Genomic DNA, 20,238 nt, shown 5'->3' on the forward strand with positions numbered 1-20,238 from the left:
AACTGTATATCGCGTGTAGAATACCGGTGTGCAAAGTCGAGCCAGCGTGATCAGAGTCGTGCCGGAGCTCCGTGCCGTGCACCTCGAACGGCAGCGGGTCGGGGTGCCGGCCGAGGTGCTCTACTTCGGGGCGAAGTACGATCTCGACGACTCGCTGCCGGGTGCCGTCGCAGATGCCGTGGACGGGAGCCGATTCACCCGGGTGACCCGGTTCGAGGCACTTCGGCAAATGATTACGACGTCGGCGACTCGGCTCGAGGTCTTCGAGCCGCTCTGGATCCGCCTTTGGCCGACCCACTTCGCCCTGGTCGTTGCCTTTCGGCTCGCGGGGCTCTTCCGACGTCGACACCGCGAGATCGGCACCTACGCGATGGAGAACAGCTCGCTCGCGACGCTCGTCGGGGGTGATCGGACGCCGCCGCGGATCCTGGTCTCGGGTATCGGTCTGCTGATCGGCCTCACGGCTCGCCTGACGCTGACCCGGATCGCGTTCGCGAGCGACGCGGCCGCCGACGTCTACCGTCGTCTTCCGTTCGTCGAGGGCATTCCCCGTCGGGTCGGGCTCGAACTGCCCTCCGCCGGCCCGGGGCAGCCTGGATCGCCTCTCAGCGCGGTGTTTCTGGGCGTGCTCGACGAGCGCAAGGGCGTCCGGCTGCTGCTCGAGGCCTGGGAGCTCGTCGAGTCACGGGTTGCCGGAGCGCGACTCACCGTGATCGGCGGCGGCCCACTCGGTGACGTCGTCGACGCGTGGGTGCGTGCGTCTCCGCAGACTCGGAATGCACGCGGCTCGGTCCCCCGCGACGAAGCCACCGAGATCGTCGGTCGCTCGTCTGTGCTGGTCGCTCCCTCAGTGCCCGAAGGCCGCTGGCGAGAGCAGATCGGCCTGCCGATCAAGGAAGGCCTGGCGGCAGGGCTGACCATCGTCACGACCGACCAGACCGGCCTTGCCGGGTGGCTGCGCGCTCACGGGCACGGCGTCGTGCCGGTCGACGCCGGGGCGTCGCTGCCCGGGCATCTGGTGGAGGCCTTGGCTGAGCGTCTCGTGGCCGCCCTTCGTTCGCCTCTCGACCGCGAGCTCGTCCGGGCGTCGCTCCCCGAGCGCGACGGCCGGCTCGACGCCGACGCCTGGCTGAACGCCTAGGGCGCTCGGCGCTCGTAGTCGCGTTTTGCACGTCTAGTCGCGAAATGCCGCGACTAAACCTGCGAAACGCGACTAGTTGCGGCGCCCACCGTCACGATGGGCGACGAGGGGGCCTCGGCAGCCATACGGTGCGTTTCGGGCCGACCTCTCGGGAAAAGCAAAAACCCCCGACGAATCGGGGGTTTGTGGTGGTGAGCGATACTGGGATCGAACCAGTGACCTCTTCCGTGTCAGGGAAGCGCGCTACCGCTGCGCCAATCGCTCATATGTATTCAGTTGTCCGTCTGAGGCTTTGAAGATACTCAAACCGGTGGATCTGGAGGTGGGGACGGGATTTGAACCCGCGTGAACGGCTTTGCAGGCCGGTGCCTCGCCTCTCGGCCACCCCACCCTGATCGGGGTGAGCTTTCACTCGAGCGGATGACGAGATTCGAACTCGCGACCCTCACCTTGGCAAGGTGATGCGCTACCACTGCGCCACATCCGCAAAGTGTCTGACGTACGACACCTGGTTGTTGTTTCTGCCGCATCTCTGCGACCTCAGGAACTCTATCCGATGGTTCGCCCGAAGTACAAACTGAGATTGATTCGTGTCTCGACGACTGTCCCGCAGGGCCGACGAATAGGTTCGAACTCGATTCATCCAGTAGTATCGACGAGTCCCACGGGCGATTGGCGCAGTTGGTAGCGCGCTTCCTTCACACGGAAGAGGTCATCGGTTCGAGTCCGGTATCGCCCACTGTATTTACTGTTCGCCTTCCAGGCACGGTGTCCACTGTTCGCCCTTCGGGCGACACGCCCGTGACTTCTCCGGGCGAGGCCGCCATTTTGCGAGCGATCCGGGGTCGTAGGGGCCTGACACGCGGCGATCGTGAGGCAGGCGCCGCGGATCACTCTCAAATTCGCACCACACCGTTGCGAAAGAACACAGCGCTGCGCCAGACCACACCCGCAGTCGCGTCACAGAGCGTCACACCCCGTCACCCCGCGACGTACAGCGGTGCGGCGCCTCGAGACGCTCTACCGTCGCCGCATGATCCGAATCGACCAGCTCAGCAAGGTCTACGAGCACGGTGGCACCCGCTCCGTCGTGCTCGACCGCCTCGACTTCGAAGTCGGCCCGCGCGAGATCGCCGCCGTGGTCGGCAAAAGCGGTGCCGGCAAGTCGACGCTCGCGCAGTGCGTCACCCTCCTCGAACGACCCACCTCGGGCTCCGTCGTCGTCGACGGCGTCGACCTGACCGCGGCGTCGGAGAAGGGCCTCCGCACCGCCCGCCGGGCGATCGGCACGATCTTCCAGTCTGACGGCCTCTTCTCTCGTCGAACGGCCGCCCAGAACGTCGCGCTCCCCCTCGACTACCTCGGAGTCACCCCGGCGGAGTCGAAGGCGCGGGTCGCCGAGCTGCTCGACCGGGTCGGTCTCAGCGACAAGGCTGACCACTACCCGCACCAGCTCTCGGGCGGGCAGAGGCAGCGAGCCGGTGTGGCGCGCGCTCTGGCGCTTCGCCCCCGGATCCTGCTCTCCGATGAAGCCACCTCGGGCCTCGACCCCGAGTCGACCCGTTCGATCCTCGGGCTCCTCCGTGAGTTGCGTGACGACCTCGACCTGTCGATCCTGCTGATCACCCACGAGATGGACGCCGTGCGCGAGATCGCCGATACCGTCGCCCGTCTCGAGGTCGGCCGGTTCACCGAGTCGGGCCGGGTCGTCGACCTGCTTCAGGATCCGACATCCCGTCTCGGCGTCGACCTCCAGCCGCACCGCGCGTCGGCCCGTGCGGCCGACGGCCAGGAGTATCTCGTGGTCACGTACGGGCGTGCCGACGTGCCCACCGACTGGCTGGTGCGCGCGTCCGCCGAGCTCAGCGCCCCTCTGGCGCTGCTCGGGGCCGCGGTCGAGGTCGTCGACGGCGTGACCGTCGGAACGGTCACGGTGGGGGTGGTGGGCGATGTCGAGCGGGCCCGACGCGTCCTCGCCGAGCTGGGGCTGCTGCCCCGGGGCCCGGTCGGCGCCGCGAGCGCCGAGCCCGAGCGGGGTGCCGCCGGATCCTCGGCTTCGGAATTGATCGACACGGCGCCCCTCGACCCGACCCTGGAGGTCGTCGCGTGAGCAACTCGAATCTTGTTCCCGTCGACCAGATCGCGGGCCTCGTGCTGCCTGCCCTTGGCGACACGATCATCATGGTCGGCATCACGATGGTGGTGGTTGTGGCCGCGGGGGTGCCGATCGGCGCGCTGGTGCACAACACCGGCCGCGGGGGGCTGTTCGAGCAGCCGGTCGTGCACACGCTGACCGGCTGGATCGTGAGTCTCGGGCGGAGTCTGCCGTTCCTCATCCTGATGGCCGCGATCATCCCGTTCACGCGGCTGGTCACGGGCACGAACATCGGCATCGCCGCGGCCGTCGTGCCCATGTCGGTTGCGGGCATCGCCTTCTTCAGCCGAATCGTCGAGAACGCGCTGCGCGGGGTTCCGCCCGAGTTCTCGCGGGTGGCTCGCGCTGCCGGGGCGTCGAGGCTGCAAGTGATCCGGACGGCACAGCTGGCCGAGGCGCTGCCCTCGATCGTCGGCGGCTTGACGATCAACACGATCGCGATGATCGAGTACTCGGCGATCGCCGGCACGATCGGCGCGGGCGGCATCGGCTACGTCGCCGTCACCTACGGCTACCAGCGCTTCGACACGCGGGTGATGCTCGCGACCATCGTGATCCTCGTCGTGCTCGTCGCCCTGGTGCAGTTCGCCGGCGATCGGCTCGCCCGTCGTCTGACGCCGCGGCTCCGATTCGCCAGCAGGGTCTCCCGCGACGTTCCTCCGGCCCGGCGGTCCCGCGTCGCCGCCTGACCCTCCCTTATTCACGCCCCTCTCACCCGAAAGCAGCACAGCCATGTCTTCCTCCGACACCACTCCCCCCACGTCAGGCGGCCCCGACCACGGCTTCACCCTGACCAAGCGCCGCCGCTGGCCCTACGTCGCGGGAGCGGCCGTGGCCATCGTCGCCGTGGCAGCGGGCCTGACCGTTCCGCGCCTTCTCCCCGAGGCCAGCGCCAACGACACGAAGGGCGCCACGCTCTACGTCGCCACCGCCGAGGGCAACGCTGCCGAGGAGGCCCTCGTCGACTACGTCGCGAAAGAGGTCGCCCCCGACTACGGCATCAAGGTCGCCTTCAAGGGCCTCTCCGACTCGACCACTTTGAACCGCGCCGTCAGCGAGGGCGAGGTCGCAGGCACGGTCTACCAGCACAAGCTCTGGCTGAGCCAGGTGCTCAAGGCGAACCCCGACTTCAAGGAGACCGCGGCTACCCCGGTCTTCCGCTGGGGATTCGGCCTGTGGAGCTCGAAGTGGAAGACGGTCGACGCCATTCCCGACGGCGCGACGATCTCGCTCTACTCCGACCCCGCGAACGAGGCGCAGGGGCTCTGGATCCTCGACCGTGCCGGTCTGATCACCCTCAAGCCGGGTATCGACAAGGGCTACGCGACCCAGGACGACATCGCCTCGAATCCGAAGCACCTGAAGTTCACGCTGCTCGACTTCGCCGCCCAGTCGCGCTCGCTCGACGACCTCGACGCCGCCGTCGGCTACACCGAGTACTACCTCGCCGCGGGCATCCCGGTCTCGAAGCAGATCTACGCCCCCGCCGCCCCCGACCAGTTCGCCGGGCAGCTGACCGTCGGCACCAAGTACGCGAAATCGGACAACGTTGAGAAGCTGATCGCGGCGTTCAAGGATCCTCGAGTCCAGACGTTCCTGAGCACCGACTCGAAGGTCAAAAACATCCTGCTGCCGGTCGACTCGAAGTAGCGCCTGCGCGCGTGTGACACCGCGTTACGGACGCCCTGACAAACCGCCCCAACCCACGGAGGATGAGACCATGACCCGACAGATCCGCTTCAACGCCTTCGACATGAACTGCGTCGCCCACCAGTCGTCCGGGCTGTGGCGCCACCCGAGCGACCGTTCGCGGCACTACAACGACATCGACTACTGGACGAACCTGGCGAAGCTGCTCGAATCGGGCACGTTCGACGGCCTGTTCATCGCCGATGTGCTCGGCACCTACGACGTCTACGGCGGCAACAACGTCGCGGCGATCCGCAACGGGGCGCAGATTCCGGTCAACGACCCGGTGCTGCTCGTCTCGGCCATGGCGGCGGTCACGAAGCACCTCGGTTTCGGCGTGACCGCGGGCACGGCGTACGAGCACCCCTACCCGTTCGCCCGGCGCATGTCGACGCTCGATCACCTCACAAAGGGGCGGGTCGGCTGGAACGTCGTCACCGGCTACCTGCCGAGCGCGGCGCGCAACATGGGCCACGAGGATCAACTCGAGCACGACGCCCGCTACGACGTCGCCAGTGAGTACCTCGACGTGCTGTACAAGCTGTGGGAGGGGTCATGGGAAGACGACGCCGTCGTCGAAGACCGCGAGGGCGGCGTGTTCACCGACCCCGCCAAGATCCACGAGATCGGTCACCGCGGCGAGAACTACACGGTGCCCGGCATCCACCTCTCTGAACCGTCGATTCAGCGCTCCCCCGTGATCTACCAGGCTGGTGCTTCACCCCGCGGCGTCGCCTTCGCCGCCGAGAACGCCGAGGCGATCTTCGTGTCGGCTCCCACGGCGGCCGTGCTCAAGGCGACGGTCTCGAGGATCCGCGACGCCCTCGAGAAGGCCGGCCGCGACCGCTACTCGGCCAAGATCTACACCCTGCTCACGATCATCACCGACGACACCCACGAGAAGGCCGTCGCCAAGCACGAGGAGTACCTCCGCTACGCCAGCGAGGAGGGGGCTCTCGTCTTCATGTCCGGCTGGACCGGCATCGACCTCTCGGAGTACGACCTCGACCAGCCGATCGGCGATGTGCAGGGCAACGCGATCCAGTCGGTGATCGAGAACTTCAAGGAGTCGGCGAAGCTCGACGGCCGGGAGTGGACTGTGCGCGACATCGCGCGGTTCGGCGCCATCGGTGGACTCGGGCCGATCTTCGTCGGCTCAGGATCCGAGGTGGCCGACCATCTCGAACAGCTCGTCGCCGAGACGGACGTCGACGGGTTCAACCTCGCGTACGCCGTCTCGCCGGGCACGTGGGAGGACGTCATCGAGCACGTGATCCCCGAACTGCGGGCCCGCGGCGCCTATCCAACGGAATACGTGGAGGGGTCGCTTCGCGAGAAGCTGTTCGCGCGCGGCGACCGGCTGCCCGAGGAGCACCGCGGCGCGTCGTTCCGGCTCGGAGGCTCCCGTTCGACGTCGACCGGCTCTGTGGCCGACAAGGCATCTGTCGACGCCTGACGCCCGACGCCCGACGCCTGACGTCTGTCGCAAGACGTCATGCAGACTCACGGACGTGCCGCGGCGCGTCTGCGAGACCGTGCGACGTCTCGCGGCGCCCGCGGCCTCAGGCCGAATGCACGTCGCGCGCCTTGCCCGACAGGTACCAGCTCGATCGCGCTCCGCTCTCAACGGGTTGCATGCCGACGACCACCTTGCCGCGCGAGTGCTTCTCGCCCAGGTCGGCGAACGCCTGCACGATGTAGTCGAAGGGGTAGAACCCGGAGATGAGCGGTTGGATCCTGCCCTCTTCGATCATCGTCGCGAGCTCGCTCAAGATCATGGCCGGTTCGGTGTCGTCGCGGTCGACCGTGATGAAGCGCATCTCGGTCTCGAGGCGGTCTTCGCTCGACGAGAAGCGGCTGGGGATCACCTTCAGCGACTTCGCCAGAGCTGGGTTGTCGCCGCCGAAGTTGTCGATGAAGGCGGTGACGGGGCCCTTAGCGGCTTCGCGGATGCGCTCTTCGAGGCCGTCGCCGTACGTGATCGGGATCACGCCGATCGAGCGGAGGTAGTCGTGGTTGCGCGGGCTGCAGGTGCCGATCACGCGGGCCCCGGCGACCAGAGCGAGCTGGCACTCGAGGTGCCCGACGCCGCCGGCAGCTGCGGTAACCACAAGGACGTCGTCGGAACCGAGAGCGAGCCCGCGGACGACGTCGTAGGCGGTGGCACCGGCGAGGTACAGGCCCCCCGCGATCTCCCACGAGACACGCTGGGGCTTCGGCACCACGGCGGTGCGGGGCACGGCGATGTAGGTGGCGTGGGCTCCTCCGCCGACGGCGTGGCCGATCACTTCGGCGCCGACTGACAGGTCGCGAACCGCTCTGCCGCGCTTCTTGACGATTCCGGCGAAGCAGGATCCTTGATTGGCCGGAAACGCGAGCGGCAAGCGACTCTGGAAGTCGCCCTGCCGGATGTAGTTCTCGATGTGGTTGAGGCCTGCGGCGACGATCTCGACCACCACTTCGTCGTCGTCGGGGACGGGAAGTTCTTGGGCGACGAAGTGGAGCTCATCGACGTCGCCGTAGCGATCGAACTGAATCATTTTACCTGAGCGAGCCATGACGACCTCCTGCTTCGGCCCCTCATCGGGCCTTTGCTCGATCGTGCTCCTTTTCGGCTTCGAGTGCACACCGGGCCCTCAACCGACGAAATCGGGCAGATCTGCCGCGAGTGCGGCGGATCTGCCCGATTCGGTAGGCCGAGGGCCCGGCGGGGAGTGAGGCGCTAGGCGCGCTCGTCGAGGAGCACGTAGCCCTCCTCGCCGTGCACAGCCGTGTCGATGCCGGCGACCTCGTCTTCGCTCGTGACGCGGAAGCCCATGGTCTTCTCGATCACGAGGCCGATGACGAAGGCGAAGACGAACGAGTAGACCATGACCACGACGGCCGCGAGAGCCTGGACGCCGAGCTGGTGGAAGCCGCCACCAAAGGCGAGGCCGACGTCGTTCGCGAAGAAGCCGATGTAGAGGGTTCCGACGAGACCGCCGACGAGGTGGACGCCGACGACGTCGAGCGAGTCATCGAAGCCGAGCTTGAACTTGAGGTCGATCGCGATTGCACAGATGGCACCGGTGAGGATTCCCAGCACGATCGCCCAGAACGGCGTGAGGGCGGCGCACGCCGGGGTGATGGCGACGAGACCGGCGACGGCACCCGATGCGGCACCCACGGAAGTGGCCTTGCCGTCTTTGACCTTCTCGACGATGAGCCAGCCGAGCACTGCGGCGGCGGGAGCGGCGAGGGTGTTGACGAACGCGAGGGCGGCGACGCCGTCGGCAGCGAGCTCCGAGCCGGCGTTGAAGCCGAACCAGCCGAACCAGAGGAGGCCGGCACCGAGCATCACGAAGGGAGGGTTGTGCGGCTTGTAGGCGCCCTTGGCGAAGCCGACGCGACGGCCGAGCACGAGTGCGAGAGCCAGACCGGCGGATCCTGCGTTGATGTGGACCGCGGTACCGCCGGCGAAGTCGATCAGGCCGAGACCGGCGAGCCAGCCGCCGTCGACGACCGAGCCGTCTTTGCCGAGGGTGAAGTTGAAGACCCACGAGGCGACCGGGAAGTAGACGATCGTGGCCCAGACGCCGGCGAAGACCATCCAGGCGCCGAACTTCGCGCGGTCGGCGATCGCACCCGAGATGAGGGCGACAGTGATGATGGCGAACGTCGCCTGGAAGGCGGCGAAGGCGAGCTGGGGGAAGGCGGCCTCCTGGCCGATCAGCGAGTTGAGGCCGAACATGGCCGGGTCGAAGCCGAGGAACCCGTCGATGCCGATGAACGTGTCGGTTCCGTTGGAGCCGGTTGGGCCGTTCGAGAAGGCGATGGAGTAGCCGTACAAGACCCACAGGACGGCGATGAGGCCGATTGCGCCGAAGCTGAGCATCATCATGCTGATGACGCTCTTGGCCTTGACGAGGCCACCGTAGAAGAAGGCGAGGCCGGGGGTCATGAGCAGGACCATGGCGGCCGTGATCAGGATGAAGGCGGTATTGCCTTGGTCGAGCATCTGGTGTCACCTCTCAGTTGTGCAGTGCAGGGTGTCCCGGACCGAACGACGCTGGAAAGTGCAGGGGCGACGACCGGTGCTGACTCGGGATACGGCTCATACTGGCGTCCCGACGTTTCGGTTCGTGCGCACGTATGTTTCCCGGATGTAACACGGTTCGCCCGTTTGTAAACAACACGTTTCGCGAATCTGGCCTTTGGGCCCGAAGGTGCCGTGAGAGCGCGAAGCGCCGGGAAAGCGGGAGCCGGGGCCTAGAGAAGCGTGAGCGCGACCAGTCGCGACATGGCGCGGAGGTACTTCTTGCGGTAGCCGCCCGCCAGCATCTCGGCGCCGAAGACCTCGTCGAGCGCGAGCCCCGAGGCGACGACGCGCACCTGGGCGTCGTACAACCGGTCGACGAACGCGACGAAGCGGAGCGCCTCCGTCTGATCATGGAGGGGGCCGACGTCGCGGAGAGCGACCGTGTCAATGCCGTCGATCAGCTTCACGTACTTCGACGGGTGCACTGTCGACAGGTGTTCGACGACGGCCTGGAAGTCGTCGACCGACACGACGCCCCGAGCGGATGCGATCGCACGGTCGAGCTCCCCCGTCACGATCGCGTGCGCCTCGATCTCGCGGCGTCGATAGTCGGTGCCGTCGATGCGCAGGGTGCGAAAGCGATCGCTCAGCGCCTGGATCTCGCGCAGGAAGTCGGCTGCGGCGAAGCGGCCCTCCCCCAGCGCGTTCGGCGGAGTGTTCGACGTCGCGGCGATCCGGGCTCCCTGGTCGGCGAGTTCGCCGAGGAGTCTCGTCATGATCATCGTGTCGCCCGGGTCGTCGAGCTCGAACTCGTCGATGCAGATGAGAGTCGCGCCTTCGAGTTGCGCTACCGCTCCCCGGTAGCCGACCGCGCCGACGAGGGCCGTGAATTCGATGAAGGTGCCGAAGTACTTCGTGCCCGAGCCGGCTGCCCCGGGGGTCTGGTGCCAGAGCGCCGCCAGCAGGTGCGTCTTGCCGACGCCGAAACCGCCGTCGAGGTAGAGACCGAGCTTTTTCGGCACGGTTGCCTTGCGGCGGAAGAAACCGGCCCGCGCGGGCGTGGCCTGGTCGCCGAAGGTGCGGACCGCTTCGACCGCCTCCGCCTGCGACGGGTAGCCGGGGTCGGGGCGGTAGTTGTCGAGCGAGGCGCCATCGAACTGACGGGGAGGAACGAGGTGGGCGACGATCTCAGCGGCGGTGATGGAGGGAGAGCGGTCGGTGAGAGAGACGGTGTCTCGGATCCTGGTGTCCGCCTCGCCCGCGGTGGGGCTGCTCTCGTCGGTCATCCGGCGGCGCCGTCCTCTCCGTGTCAGATTTGTGTCAGAGTTTTGCGCGGGCTCCGCGCGGCATACATGGCGCCCGTCTAGCGTTGTCGACGGAGACGGCGAAAAAACACTGCCGCCGCAGACGGCGAAGTGAAACTCTACGCCGCACGCCGTAACCGTACGTGTCGCCTCCGGGCGACGTCTGGAGGAACCATGCCTGTCGATCGCGATCCGTCCGCTCAGTTCAGCGACTACGCCCACCCCGAGCGCCTCGTCTCGACCGAGTGGCTCGCCGAGAAGCTCGCCGGCGACCCTGCCGCACGGGCCGGCCTCGTCGTCGTCGAGTCCGACGAAGACGTCCTGCTCTACGAGACCGGTCACATTCCCGGCTCGGTCAAGGTCGACTGGCACACCGATCTCAACGACCCCGTTCAGCGCGACTACATCTCGGGTGAGAAGTTCGCCGAGCTGATGAGCGAGCGCGGCATCTCGCGCGACTCGACCGTCGTCATCTACGGCGACAAGAACAACTGGTGGGCCGCCTACGCCCTCTGGGTCTTCACGCTCTTCGGCCACGAAGACGTGCGCCTGCTCGACGGCGGTCGCGCGAAGTGGGAGGCCGAGGGCCGCGAGTACACCCTCGACCAGCCCGCGATCACCCCGGTCGAGTACCCCGTCCCCGAGCGCGACGACACCGGCATCCGCGCCTACAAAGAAGACGTGCTCGCCCACTTCGGCAGCCCGCTGATCGACGTCCGCTCCCCCGAGGAGTACAACGGCTCGCGCACGACCGCGCCCGCCTACCCCGAGGAGGGCGCCCTGCGCGCCGGTCACATCCCGAGCGCGCAGAACGTGCCGTGGGGAAAGGCCGCTGCCGACGACGGAACCTTCAGGCCCCTCGCCGAACTCGACGCGATCTACCGTGACGGCGCCGGGCTGAAAGACGACGACGAGGTGGTCGCCTACTGCCGCATCGGCGAGCGTTCCAGCCACACCTGGTTCGTGCTGCACCACCTGATGGGCTTCGAGAACGTCCGCAACTACGACGGCTCATGGACGGAATGGGGCTCCGCCGTGCGCGTGCCGATCGTCACGGGTGCCGAGCCCGGTGAGGCTCCGGCGGCCACCACCCGATGAGCACGGTTCCGACGAGCAACGGCGAAGGATCCAGCCCGGCCCTCCCCGAGGCCCTGGCCGAGATCCAACGTGACTTCCTCGACCTCTCCGTGAAAGACCGCCTGCAGCTCCTCCTCGAGTTCTCGAACGAGCTGCCGGGGCTACCGGAACGCTATGCGGATCATCCCGATCTGCTCGAGCAGGTCGTGGAGTGCCAGTCGCCGGTGTTCATCTTCGTCGAGGTGACTGACGGCCTCGTGCACCTGTATGCGACCGCACCGCGCGAGTCGCCGACGACTCGTGGCTTCGCGTCGATCATCGCGCAGGGCCTCGAGGGTCTGACGGTCGACGAGGCGCTCGGCGTGCCCGATGACTATCCGCAGACCATCGGTCTCGTGGAGGCCGTGAGCCCGTTGCGGATTCGAGGCATGACTGCGCTGCTCGGGCGGGCCAAGCGGCAGATTCGCGAGAAGACCGCCGCGTGATCCTGCGCCTTCTGCACCGGTCGAGAGAAGCCGGCCCCGATGTCGCCACGCGTCTCGAGGTCGGCGCCGACGACACGCACGAGGTGCTGAAGGGCTGGTACGCGCCGCCGACGACGCCGTGGCTCCGGCTCAACCTGATCGCCGCCGTGTCGGGTGACGCGGCGGGCACCGACGGAACCTCCGACACTCTCAGCAACCCGGCCGACCGGGCCATCCTGCGGGCCATCCGCGATGTCGCCGACGCCGTCATCGTCGGGGCGAAGAGTGTTCGCGCTGAGGGGTATCGGGTGCCGTCCACCGCAAAGCTGGTCGTCGTGACGAGCTCGGGCGACCTCAGCGGCCACCGCATCGACGCGGAGCGCGCCGATCGGGTCGTCGTCATCTGCCCCTCGTCGGCCGTGGCACGCGTCACCGAGTCGCTTGGCGATTCGCTCTGCGGGCTCGCGACCATCCTGGTCGCCCCCGACACCGAGGGTCGTCTGGCCCCGGCCGCGATCGTCGAGCGCCTCCACGCCGAGGGGCTGCGCTCGCTCGTCTGCGAGGGCGGGCCGTCGCTCGCCGGGCAGTTTTTACACGACCGTCTCGTCGACGAGCTGTGCCTCTCGACCTCGCCGATCGTCATCGGCTCGGGCCTGCCCGTCTTCGGCACCGAACGGTTCGATGCGTCGGCTCTTACTCTCGATCAGCTGCTCATCGACGACCAGTCGTCGCTCTACGCTCGCTGGAAGGTGCAAGCCTCCTGAGCTCAGGCGACTCGACCGACACGGCAGGGGTCGACAAGAATGCCCGGTCGTGCGCCGGCTGGCCCTGAGCGACCGAGGTCACCTACGGCGTGCCTCTGAGCCACGGTTCTGCCGGGAGCCTAATCTTCATCTCGTGTCCGATACTCCCTCACGTCCTCAGGAACCGGCTGTGACCGGCCCCCGGGCCTTCGTCGAGGCCGTGGAGGCCATTCGCGCCATCGACGCGCGAGACGACCTCGTCGTGACGGAGATCCCTGCCCCGAGTGGGCTGGCCCCGTCGGCCTTCGCCCTCGCCGCCGACGTCGTCGGCGTCGGCGAGAACGCCGACCCCGAGCTCGGCACCGGACGTTTCATCGTCCTCTACGACCCGGAAGAGCCCGAGCCCTGGGGAGGCCCCTGGCGCATAGTCAGCTTCGCCCAGGCCCCGCTCGAGACCGAGATCGGCCTGGACCCGTTCATCGCCGACGTCGCCTGGAGCTGGCTGATCGAGTCGCTCGGTGCCAACGGCGCCGCCTATTCGTCGGCCTCGGGCACGGCGACGAAGATCCTGTCGAGCGGCTACGGCGAGCTCTCGTCTCAGAGCGACGGGGCGCTATTGGAGCTCCGCGCGTCCTGGTCGCCGAGCGATACCGACCTCGCCCCGCACGTGCGGGCCTGGGCCGAGCTCATCTGCACCCTCGCCGGTCTCCCGCCGACCGCTGAGGGCGTCACGCTTCTGGCCTCTCGAAGGGTCGGGCGTGACAAGTAGGATCGAAGAAGAAACCCCGCCTCAGGAGGCTCCCGTCGACCACGTTCCCGCCGCCGACGACGACCACGCGTTCGTCGACGTCATCACGACCCGCGAGGCCTACCTCGACGCCATCGACGCCATCGCGACGGGTCACGGCCCTGTCTCCGTCGATGCCGAGCGCGCCTCCGGCTACCGCTACTCGCAGCGCGCGTATCTGATCCAGGTCTTCCGCCGCGGCGCCGGGGTGTTCCTCTTCGACCCGCCGGCTCTCGGATCCTTGCGTGAGCTCAACGACGTCATCAAAGACGAGGAGTGGATCTTCCACGCCGCCTCGCAAGACCTCGCCTGCCTCCGCGAGGTCGACCTCGACCCGGTGCGGATCTTCGACACCGAGCTGGGTGCCCGCCTGGCAGGCCTTCCCCGAGTCGGGCTCGGCGCCGTCGTCGAAGAGCTCCTCGGCATCCACCTGGCCAAAGAGCACTCGGCTGCCGACTGGTCGACGAGGCCGCTCCCCCAGAGCTGGCTCGTCTACGCCGCCCTCGACGTCGAGTTGCTCGTCGACCTCCGCGACGCGATGTACGACGTGCTCGTCGAGCAGGAGAAGGTCGAGATCGCCGAGGAGGAGTTCCAGGCGACCCTGCGACGCGAGGCCAAACCTCCCCGCCAGGAGCCGTGGCGTCGCACGACGGGTCTCTCCACCCTGCGTGGGCAGCGTGCTCTCGGCCTCGTTCGCGAGCTGTGGGAGGCGCGAGACGACTACGCCCAAGAAGTCGACACCGCTGCTGGTCGTCTCCTTCCCGACTCGTCGATCATCGCGGCCGTTCGCGAGAACCCCGCCACGAAGCGCGATCTCGGCGCTCTGAAGTCGTTCGTCGGTCGAGCGAGCCGCACCGAGCTGGGCCGCTGGTGGGCCGCTCTCGAACGAGGCCGCGCCTCGACCGATCTTCCCTCGCTCCGCGGGCCGTCGACCGATCAGCTCCCCCCGCCCCGCTCGTGGGCCGACCGTAATCCCGAGGGTGACGCCCGCTACAAAGCCGCTCGTCCGCGCCTTCAGCACATGTCCGAGGCGATGTCGATCCCGGTCGAGAACCTCCTCACTCCCGACCACCTGCGACGAGTCGCGTGGGAGGCGCCCGAGGTTCTCGACCTGGCCCACATCGGCGAAGGTCTGCGCGAGGCCGGTGCGCGCGAGTGGCAGATCGCGGCCACGGCCCCCGCCATCCTGCAGGCCTTTGTCGAGGCTCACCAATCGTTCGCGCAGGGCTCGGAATCGGCTTCGTAGATAAGCGCAGTCGATTACTGGCCCACAGGTGCCGCTTCTAGGATCGAGCCGTTGGCGTCTGCAACAGGCGCAGTCGATTCAGGAGGCAATGTGGCCATCAGAACAGAAGTCGTCTTCGTCGACGGGGTTCGCACCCCGTTCGGGCGAGCCGGCGAAAAGGGAATGTACTGGCAGACCCGGGCCGATGATCTCGTCGTCAAGGCCATGCGGGGGCTGCTCGACCGGAACCCGGGTCTCGACCCGGCCGACATCGACGACGTGGCCATAGCCGCGACGACGCAGACGGGCGATCAGGGGCTCACTCTCGGCCGCACGACGGCCCTGCTGGCGGGATTGCCCCGATCCGTGCCGGGGTTCGCGATCGACCGCATGTGCGCCGGAGCGATGACGAGCGTCACCTCCGTCGCGGGTGCCGTCGCCTTCGGCGCCTACGACTTCGCGCTGGCCGGCGGCGTCGAGCACATGGGCCGCCACCCGATGGGATTCGATGCTGACCCGAACCCCCGCTTCGTGGCGGAGAAGCTCGTGAGCGGCGAGGCCCTCAACATGGGCAACACCGCCGAGCGCATTCACGATCGGTTCCCGTCGCTGACCAAGGAGCGCTCCGACCACTTCGCGTACCGGTCTCAGCAGAAGCTCGCTCAGGCCTACAGTGACGGTCACATCCAACCCGACCTCGTTTCGGTCGCCGTCCGCTCCGCAGCCGGATGGGGGCTCGCCGACCGCGACGAGGCTCCTCGACCCGAGACGACTCTCGAGGGTCTCGCGACGCTCCGCACACCCTTCCGTCCGCACGGACGCGTCACTGCCGGCAACTCCTCCGGCCTCAACGACGGCGCCACGGTCTCGCTGATCGCGTCAGAAGACGCAGCCAAGCGTGCCGGTCTGGCGTCCAAGATGCGGCTCGTGAGTTTCGCCTTTGCCGGAGTCGAACCCGAGATCATGGGAATCGGTCCCGTTCCCTCGACCGAGAAGGCTCTTCGCAAGGCCGGCCTCACGATCGACGACATCGGCCTTTTCGAACTCAACGAGGCGTTTGCGGTGCAGGTGCTGTCGCTCCTCGATCACTTCGGCATCGACGACGACGATCCGCGGGTAAACCCGTGGGGCGGCGCCATCGCGGTCGGCCACCCGCTGGCCTCCTCGGGGGTCCGCCTGATGATCCAGCTCGCCCGCCAGTTCGAGCTGCACCCCGAGGTCCGCTACGGGCTCACGGCCATGTGCGTCGGCCTCGGTCAAGGCGGAAGCGTCATCTGGGAGAACCCGCACTTCGACGGAAAGAAGAAGACCAAGTGACCGACACCTCGCTCCTTCTCGAACTCTCGCGCGACGAGGTCGTCACGCACTCGTACGTGCGCGATGTGGCTCTGCCCTCTGGCGGCATCCTGGCCTTGGTCACTCTCGACAACGATCGCGACCACCGGCGCCCGTCGACGCTCGGGCCGGTCACTCTCGTCGAGTTCTCCGAGACGCTCGATGCTCTCCGGGCCCGTGCGGCTTCCGGAGAGATCCGGGCGATCGCCGTCACCGGCAAGCCCTACTTTCTCGCCGCCGGCGCCGACCTGTCGAAGGTCGGCCAGATCCCCTCGCGCGAGGCGGGCCGGCAGATGGCCCGGCTCGGCCACGACGCTCTCGGCAAGCTTCACGATGCCGGAGTGCCCACGTTCGTGTTCATCAACGGGCTCGCCCTCGGCGGTGGTCTCGAGATCGCCCTCAACGCCGACTACCGTTCGGTCGACTCGGCAGCACCGGCCCTCGCATTTCCCGAGGTGTTCCTCGGCATCATCCCGGGCTGGGGCGGCGCCTGGCTCTTGCCGAACCTGATCGGCATCGAGAACGCCCTCAAGGTGATCGTCGAGAACCCTCTCAAGAACAACCGCACGCTGAAACCCGGACAGGCACTCGAACTCGGAATCGCCGACGTGATGTTCGGCTCGGCCGCCTTCCTCGAAGACAGCATCCGCTGGGCAGACGGCGTCATCAGCGGGGCGGTCAAAGTCGCCAGGCCCCACGTGCCGGGCAAGATCGAGCGTGCCGTCAAATGGGACGCGGCTATAGCGATCGCTCGTAAGACGGTTCAGAAGAGGATCGGCACGGTCGCGAAGGCTCCGTACGCCGCTCTCGACCTTCTCGCCGGGGCGAAGAAGGCCACCCGCGACGAGGGGTTCGCCGCCGAAGACGAAGCGCTGGCCGATCTCATCTCGGGCGACCAGTTCCGTGCCTCGATCTACGCCTTCGATCTGGTGCAGAAGCGTGCCAAGCACCCGGCCGGCGCGCCCTCCCCCGACCTGGCCCGGAAGATCACCAAGGTCGGCATCGTCGGCGCCGGGCTCATGGCCTCGCAGTTCGCCCTGCTCTTCGTGCGCAAGCTCAAGGTTCCCGTCGTCATCACCGACATCGACGAGGCCCGTGTCTCGCGAGGTGTCGACGGCATCCGATCGTCCATCGACGAACTGCAGGCGAAGGGCCACGTCTCGCCCGACGAGTCGAACCGCCTCAAGGCCCTGATCTCGGGAACAACCGATATCGCCGACTTCGCCGACTGCGACTGGGTGATTGAGGCGGTCTTCGAAGAGCTGTGTGTCAAGCAGGACGTCTTCTCGCGCGTGGAGAAGGTCGTGTCGGAGTCGTGCGTGCTCGCGACCAACACGTCGTCGCTCTCGGTGTCGGCCATCGGATCGGTGCTCACTGAACCGGCACGTCTGGTGGGTTTCCACTTCTTCAACCCGGTGGCCGTGATGCCGCTGGTCGAGGTCGTGAACACCCCCTCGACCGACGACGAGACGCTCGCGACCGCGATGGCCGTGGCGAAGACGCTGGGCAAGAACGCCGTCATCACGGCCGACGCACCGGGGTTCGTCGTCAACCGCGTGCTCGCAAAGCTGCTCGGCGAGGCGATGCACGCTGTCGAGACCGGCACACCCTTCGAAGTCGTCGATCGTGCGACGGCCCCGTTCGGACTGCCGATGACGCCGTTCGAGCTCCTCGAACTGGTCGGGCTGACGGTGGGCGCGCACGTGCTCGACACGCACCACGCCGCTTTCCCCGAGCGCTTCTTCGAGAGCGAGGCCCTGCACCGCCTCGCCGAGTTCGGTCACATCTTCGAGCGTGACTCGAAGGGCAACCGCAAGGGCTTCGACCCCAAGGCGGTCAAGCTGGTCGGCGGATCCGGGTCGGGCGAGAAGCGCGAAGCGCTGACCGAAGAGCAGCTCCGCATCCGCATCGAAGACGGCCTGGCCGACGAGATCGGTCGCATGCTCGACGGCGGTGTTGTCGCGGCGCCCGAAGACATCGACCTCTGCTTGATCCTCGGCGCTGGCTGGCCGTTCCAGATGGGCGGCGCGACTCCCTACCTTGACCGAGTCGGTGCGTCCGAGCGTGTTCGAGGCCGGGCGTTCCACGACCCGCTCATCCGCGGGGTCGGTGCGGCCTAGGCACCTGGAGCCTCCACACCAAAGTGCCCAAATCGGCGCCGATCATCAGATCGGACGGCGATTCGGGCACTTTGGTGTGCGGGCTACTCGGCGTCGGCCGAACTGCGCTGGGCCGACGTTATCGAAGCCGACGAGCCAGTCGACGGCGACGACCCCTCGGGTCGGGCGACAGGCAGCTTCGACCCCAGCACCATGGCCGTCACGTCGCGCGCGACGGCCTGGGCCGTGAGGCCGGCGGCCTCGAAGATCTGGGCGCGCGAGGCGTGGTCGATGAACTCGTCGGGCAGACCGAGCTCCGTGACCGCGGTGTCGACGTCGGCGGCGCGCAGATCTTGACGCACGCGCGTGCCTATGCCGCCGACCCGCACACCGTCTTCGAGGGTGACGACGAGGCGGTGCTGGGCGGCCAGGTCGACGACGCTGCGGGGCACGGGAACCACCCAGCGGGGGTCGACGACCGTGGCGCCGATGCCCTGCGAGGCGAGTCGAGCTGCCACGTCGAGCCCCAGCCGGGCCATCGGGCCGACAGCCATGATGAGAACGTCGGGTCGGTCGCCGCGGGCGAGGACGTCGACGCCGTCGTCAAGACGTTCGACGGCGTCGATGTCGTCGCCCGCCTCGCCCTTGGGGAACCGGATCACGGTGGGAGCGTCGGTCACGGCGACCGCTTCGCGGAGCTCTTCGCGAAGGCGGGTGCCGTCGCGGGGCGCGGCGATGCGGATGCCGGGGACGACCTGCAGGATGGCGAGGTCCCAGATGCCGTGGTGACTGGGCCCGTCGGGGCCGGTGACCCCTGACCGGTCGAGCACGAACGTGACTCCGGCCTTGTGCAGGCCGACGTCCATGAGCACCTGGTCGAAGGCCCGGTTGATGAAGGTCGCGTAGAGAGCGACGACCGGGTGCATTCCACCAAATGCCAGCCCCGCGGCCGAGGCGACCGCGTGCTGCTCGGCGATTCCGACGTCGAGCACCCGCTTCGGGTACTTCTCCGCGAAGCGATGGAGGCCGACGGGGCGCAGCATCGCCGCGGTGATGCCGACGACGGTGCGATCGCGGTCGGCGATCGAGACGATTTCGTCGGCGAAGATGCTCGTCCAGCCCGGAGCGCTCGACGTCTCAAGGGCCTCGCCGGTTTCGGGGTCGATGTGGCCGACGGCGTGGAACTGGTCGGCGACGTCTTTGAGCGCGGGCTCGAACCCCCGGCCCTTCTGCGTGATGGCGTGCACGATGGCCGGAGCACCGTAGTTCTTCGCCTGCTGCAGGGCCTCCTCCATCGCCTTCTGATCGTGACCGTCGATCGGGCCGATGTACTTGATGTCGAGGTTCGAATAGAGGGCGTCGTTGTTGGTGAAGCGGCTGAGGAAGCCGTGGAGGCCGCCCCGGACGCCCCGGTAGAACGCGCGCGCCGGGGATCCTAGATGATCGAAAGCCGCTCTCGAGGAGACGTGCATATCGCGGTAGGCCTGAGCGGTACGCACCGAGTTCAAGAACCTGGCCATGCCACCGATGGTCGGTGCGTACGACCGGCCGTTATCGTTCACGACGATGATCAGGCGGCGCGTGTTGTCGTCGCTGATGTTGTTGAGGGCCTCCCACGTCATGCCCCCGGTGAGGGCACCGTCGCCAACGACCGCGACCACGTGGCGGTCGCCATGACCGGTCAGGGTGAACGCGCGCGAGATGCCGTCGGCCCAGGACAGCGACGACGAGGCGTGCGACGATTCGACGATGTCGTGCACCGACTCGCTGCGCTGCGGGTAGCCGGCCAGGCCGCCCTTGAGGCGTAGGTCGGAGAAGTTTTGACGCCCCGTGACGAGCTTGTGCACGTACGACTGGTGGCCCGTGTCGAAGACGAAGGCGTCTTTCGGCGAGTCGAAGACCCGGTGCATCGCGAGCGTGAGCTCGACCACGCCGAGGTTCGGGCCGAGGTGGCCTCCGGTCTTCGACACCTCTGTCACCAGGAACCGGCGGATCTCGGCGGCCAGCACGAGCATCTGCTCATCACTCAGCCCATCGAGGTCGCGGGGCTCGTGGATCGTCTCGAGGAGGCTCATGTGTCTCGCTTTCCGGGGGCACGGGTATAACCCCACCTGAAGTTTAGGCTTCGTCGCCTGGCAACGGACGAACGCCCCACCCTCCCAGAATGGGGAGTGGCGGGGCGTCCGTCGGGAGGACTACTG

16 protein-coding genes and 4 tRNA genes are annotated in these 20,238 nt (G+C 67.7%); 13 read left to right on the forward strand and 7 right to left on the reverse strand.

Features of this window, described 5'->3' with window-relative positions:
* Positions 1–28 precede the first annotated feature (28 nt).
* Positions 29–1,141, forward strand: coding sequence for a glycosyltransferase family 4 protein (locus ASF54_RS01715; RefSeq protein ID WP_157509979.1), 1,113 nt, complete (start codon positions 29–31; stop codon positions 1,139–1,141).
* Between the two features lie 189 nt (positions 1,142–1,330).
* Here the strand turns inward: ASF54_RS01715 and ASF54_RS01720 are convergent.
* From ASF54_RS01720 to ASF54_RS01730, 3 genes are all read right to left on the reverse strand, one after another.
* Positions 1,331–1,405: transfer RNA gene (locus tag ASF54_RS01720), tRNA-Val, on the reverse strand.
* A 53-nt stretch (positions 1,406–1,458) separates the two neighbouring features.
* Positions 1,459–1,532 (reverse strand) — tRNA-Cys (locus ASF54_RS01725).
* Positions 1,533–1,556: 24 nt separating this feature from the next.
* Positions 1,557–1,628 (reverse strand) — tRNA-Gly (locus ASF54_RS01730).
* A gap of 179 nt (positions 1,629–1,807) precedes the next feature.
* Here ASF54_RS01730 and ASF54_RS01735 point away from each other — a divergent pair.
* The 5 genes from ASF54_RS01735 (at position 1,808) to ASF54_RS01755 (ending at position 6,441) form a co-directional block, all read left to right on the forward strand.
* Positions 1,808–1,880, forward strand: a tRNA-Val gene (locus tag ASF54_RS01735).
* 294 nt (positions 1,881–2,174) lie between these two features.
* Positions 2,175–3,251 carry a methionine ABC transporter ATP-binding protein gene (locus ASF54_RS01740; protein WP_055961845.1) on the forward strand — a complete coding sequence of 359 codons (1,077 nt, stop codon included), beginning with the start codon at positions 2,175–2,177 and terminating at the stop codon, positions 3,249–3,251.
* Entirely contained in the window at positions 3,248–3,985 is a 738-nt protein-coding gene (locus ASF54_RS01745; protein ID WP_055958059.1) for a methionine ABC transporter permease, read from the forward strand. Before ASF54_RS01740 ends, ASF54_RS01745 begins: the two co-directional genes overlap by 4 nt.
* A 43-nt stretch (positions 3,986–4,028) precedes the next feature.
* The gene (locus tag ASF54_RS01750) at positions 4,029–4,946 is read left to right on the forward strand and encodes a MetQ/NlpA family ABC transporter substrate-binding protein (RefSeq protein WP_055958062.1); all 918 of its coding nucleotides are present in this window, start codon (positions 4,029–4,031) and stop codon (positions 4,944–4,946) included.
* Positions 4,947–5,016: 70 nt separating this feature from the next.
* A complete protein-coding gene (locus ASF54_RS01755) occupies positions 5,017–6,441 on the forward strand; it encodes an LLM class flavin-dependent oxidoreductase (protein ID WP_055958065.1) in 1,425 nt (474 codons plus the stop codon).
* A 106-nt stretch (positions 6,442–6,547) separates the two neighbouring features.
* On the opposite strand, the gene ASF54_RS01760 is transcribed toward ASF54_RS01755, so the two are convergent.
* The 3 genes from ASF54_RS01760 to zapE form a co-directional block, all read right to left on the reverse strand.
* Positions 6,548–7,543 (reverse strand): NADP-dependent oxidoreductase, encoded by a 996-nt coding sequence (locus tag ASF54_RS01760; RefSeq protein ID WP_055961849.1) that lies wholly within the window; start codon positions 7,541–7,543, stop codon positions 6,548–6,550.
* 164 nt (positions 7,544–7,707) lie between these two features.
* Entirely contained in the window at positions 7,708–8,982 is a 1,275-nt protein-coding gene (locus tag ASF54_RS01765) for an ammonium transporter (RefSeq protein WP_055958068.1), read from the reverse strand.
* A 251-nt stretch (positions 8,983–9,233) separates the two neighbouring features.
* The gene (gene zapE / locus ASF54_RS01770) at positions 9,234–10,289 is read right to left on the reverse strand and encodes a cell division protein ZapE (protein ID WP_055958071.1); all 1,056 of its coding nucleotides are present in this window, start codon (positions 10,287–10,289) and stop codon (positions 9,234–9,236) included.
* Between the two features lie 192 nt (positions 10,290–10,481).
* Between zapE and ASF54_RS01775 the strand changes: the two genes are divergently transcribed.
* The 7 genes from ASF54_RS01775 (at position 10,482) to ASF54_RS01805 (ending at position 18,058) form a co-directional block, all read left to right on the forward strand.
* Positions 10,482–11,405, forward strand: coding sequence for a sulfurtransferase (locus ASF54_RS01775; RefSeq protein ID WP_055958074.1), 924 nt, complete (start codon positions 10,482–10,484; stop codon positions 11,403–11,405).
* Positions 11,402–11,869: a SufE family protein gene (locus tag ASF54_RS01780; protein ID WP_055958077.1), complete on the forward strand. Its 468-nt coding sequence runs from the start codon at positions 11,402–11,404 to the stop codon at positions 11,867–11,869. Before ASF54_RS01775 ends, ASF54_RS01780 begins: the two co-directional genes overlap by 4 nt.
* Entirely contained in the window at positions 11,866–12,612 is a 747-nt protein-coding gene (locus tag ASF54_RS01785; protein WP_055958081.1) for a dihydrofolate reductase family protein, read from the forward strand. The genes ASF54_RS01780 and ASF54_RS01785 overlap by 4 nt, the downstream gene beginning before the upstream one ends.
* Positions 12,613–12,781: 169 nt before the next feature.
* Positions 12,782–13,360 (forward strand): DUF3000 domain-containing protein, encoded by a 579-nt coding sequence (locus ASF54_RS01790; RefSeq protein WP_233573132.1) that lies wholly within the window; start codon positions 12,782–12,784, stop codon positions 13,358–13,360.
* 82 nt (positions 13,361–13,442) lie between these two features.
* Positions 13,443–14,624 carry an HRDC domain-containing protein gene (locus tag ASF54_RS01795; protein WP_055961852.1) on the forward strand — a complete coding sequence of 394 codons (1,182 nt, stop codon included), beginning with the start codon at positions 13,443–13,445 and terminating at the stop codon, positions 14,622–14,624.
* Between the two features lie 90 nt (positions 14,625–14,714).
* Positions 14,715–15,920 carry a thiolase family protein gene (locus tag ASF54_RS01800; RefSeq protein WP_055958087.1) on the forward strand — a complete coding sequence of 402 codons (1,206 nt, stop codon included), beginning with the start codon at positions 14,715–14,717 and terminating at the stop codon, positions 15,918–15,920.
* Positions 15,917–18,058, forward strand: a complete 2,142-nt coding sequence (locus ASF54_RS01805) for a 3-hydroxyacyl-CoA dehydrogenase NAD-binding domain-containing protein (protein ID WP_055958090.1) — start codon at positions 15,917–15,919, stop codon at positions 18,056–18,058. The genes ASF54_RS01800 and ASF54_RS01805 overlap by 4 nt, the downstream gene beginning before the upstream one ends.
* Before the next feature lie 83 nt (positions 18,059–18,141).
* Here ASF54_RS01805 and dxs read toward each other — a convergent pair whose 3' ends face one another.
* Entirely contained in the window at positions 18,142–20,112 is a 1,971-nt protein-coding gene (gene dxs / locus ASF54_RS01810) for a 1-deoxy-D-xylulose-5-phosphate synthase (protein WP_055958094.1), read from the reverse strand.
* Positions 20,113–20,238: the final 126 nt, after the last annotated feature.

Origin of the sequence: Frondihabitans sp. Leaf304 (genome assembly GCF_001423105.1) — a bacterium.
Classification (GTDB): Bacteria; Actinomycetota; Actinomycetes; order Actinomycetales; family Microbacteriaceae; genus Frondihabitans.

Coding starts and splice junctions, on each gene's coding strand:
- ASF54_RS01775 (WP_055958074.1), top strand. CDS start 10,482: ATGCCTGTCGATCGCGATCCGTCCGCTCAGTTCAGCGACTACGCCCAC.
- ASF54_RS01740 (WP_055961845.1), top strand. CDS start 2,175: ATGATCCGAATCGACCAGCTCAGCAAGGTCTACGAGCACGGTGGCACC.
- ASF54_RS01755 (WP_055958065.1), top strand. CDS start 5,017: ATGACCCGACAGATCCGCTTCAACGCCTTCGACATGAACTGCGTCGCC.
- ASF54_RS01760 (WP_055961849.1), bottom strand. CDS start 7,543: ATGGCTCGCTCAGGTAAAATGATTCAGTTCGATCGCTACGGCGACGTC.
- ASF54_RS01765 (WP_055958068.1), bottom strand. CDS start 8,982: ATGCTCGACCAAGGCAATACCGCCTTCATCCTGATCACGGCCGCCATG.
- ASF54_RS01780 (WP_055958077.1), top strand. CDS start 11,402: ATGAGCACGGTTCCGACGAGCAACGGCGAAGGATCCAGCCCGGCCCTC.
- dxs (WP_055958094.1), bottom strand. CDS start 20,112: ATGAGCCTCCTCGAGACGATCCACGAGCCCCGCGACCTCGATGGGCTG.
- zapE (WP_055958071.1), bottom strand. CDS start 10,289: ATGACCGACGAGAGCAGCCCCACCGCGGGCGAGGCGGACACCAGGATC.
- ASF54_RS01750 (WP_055958062.1), top strand. CDS start 4,029: ATGTCTTCCTCCGACACCACTCCCCCCACGTCAGGCGGCCCCGACCAC.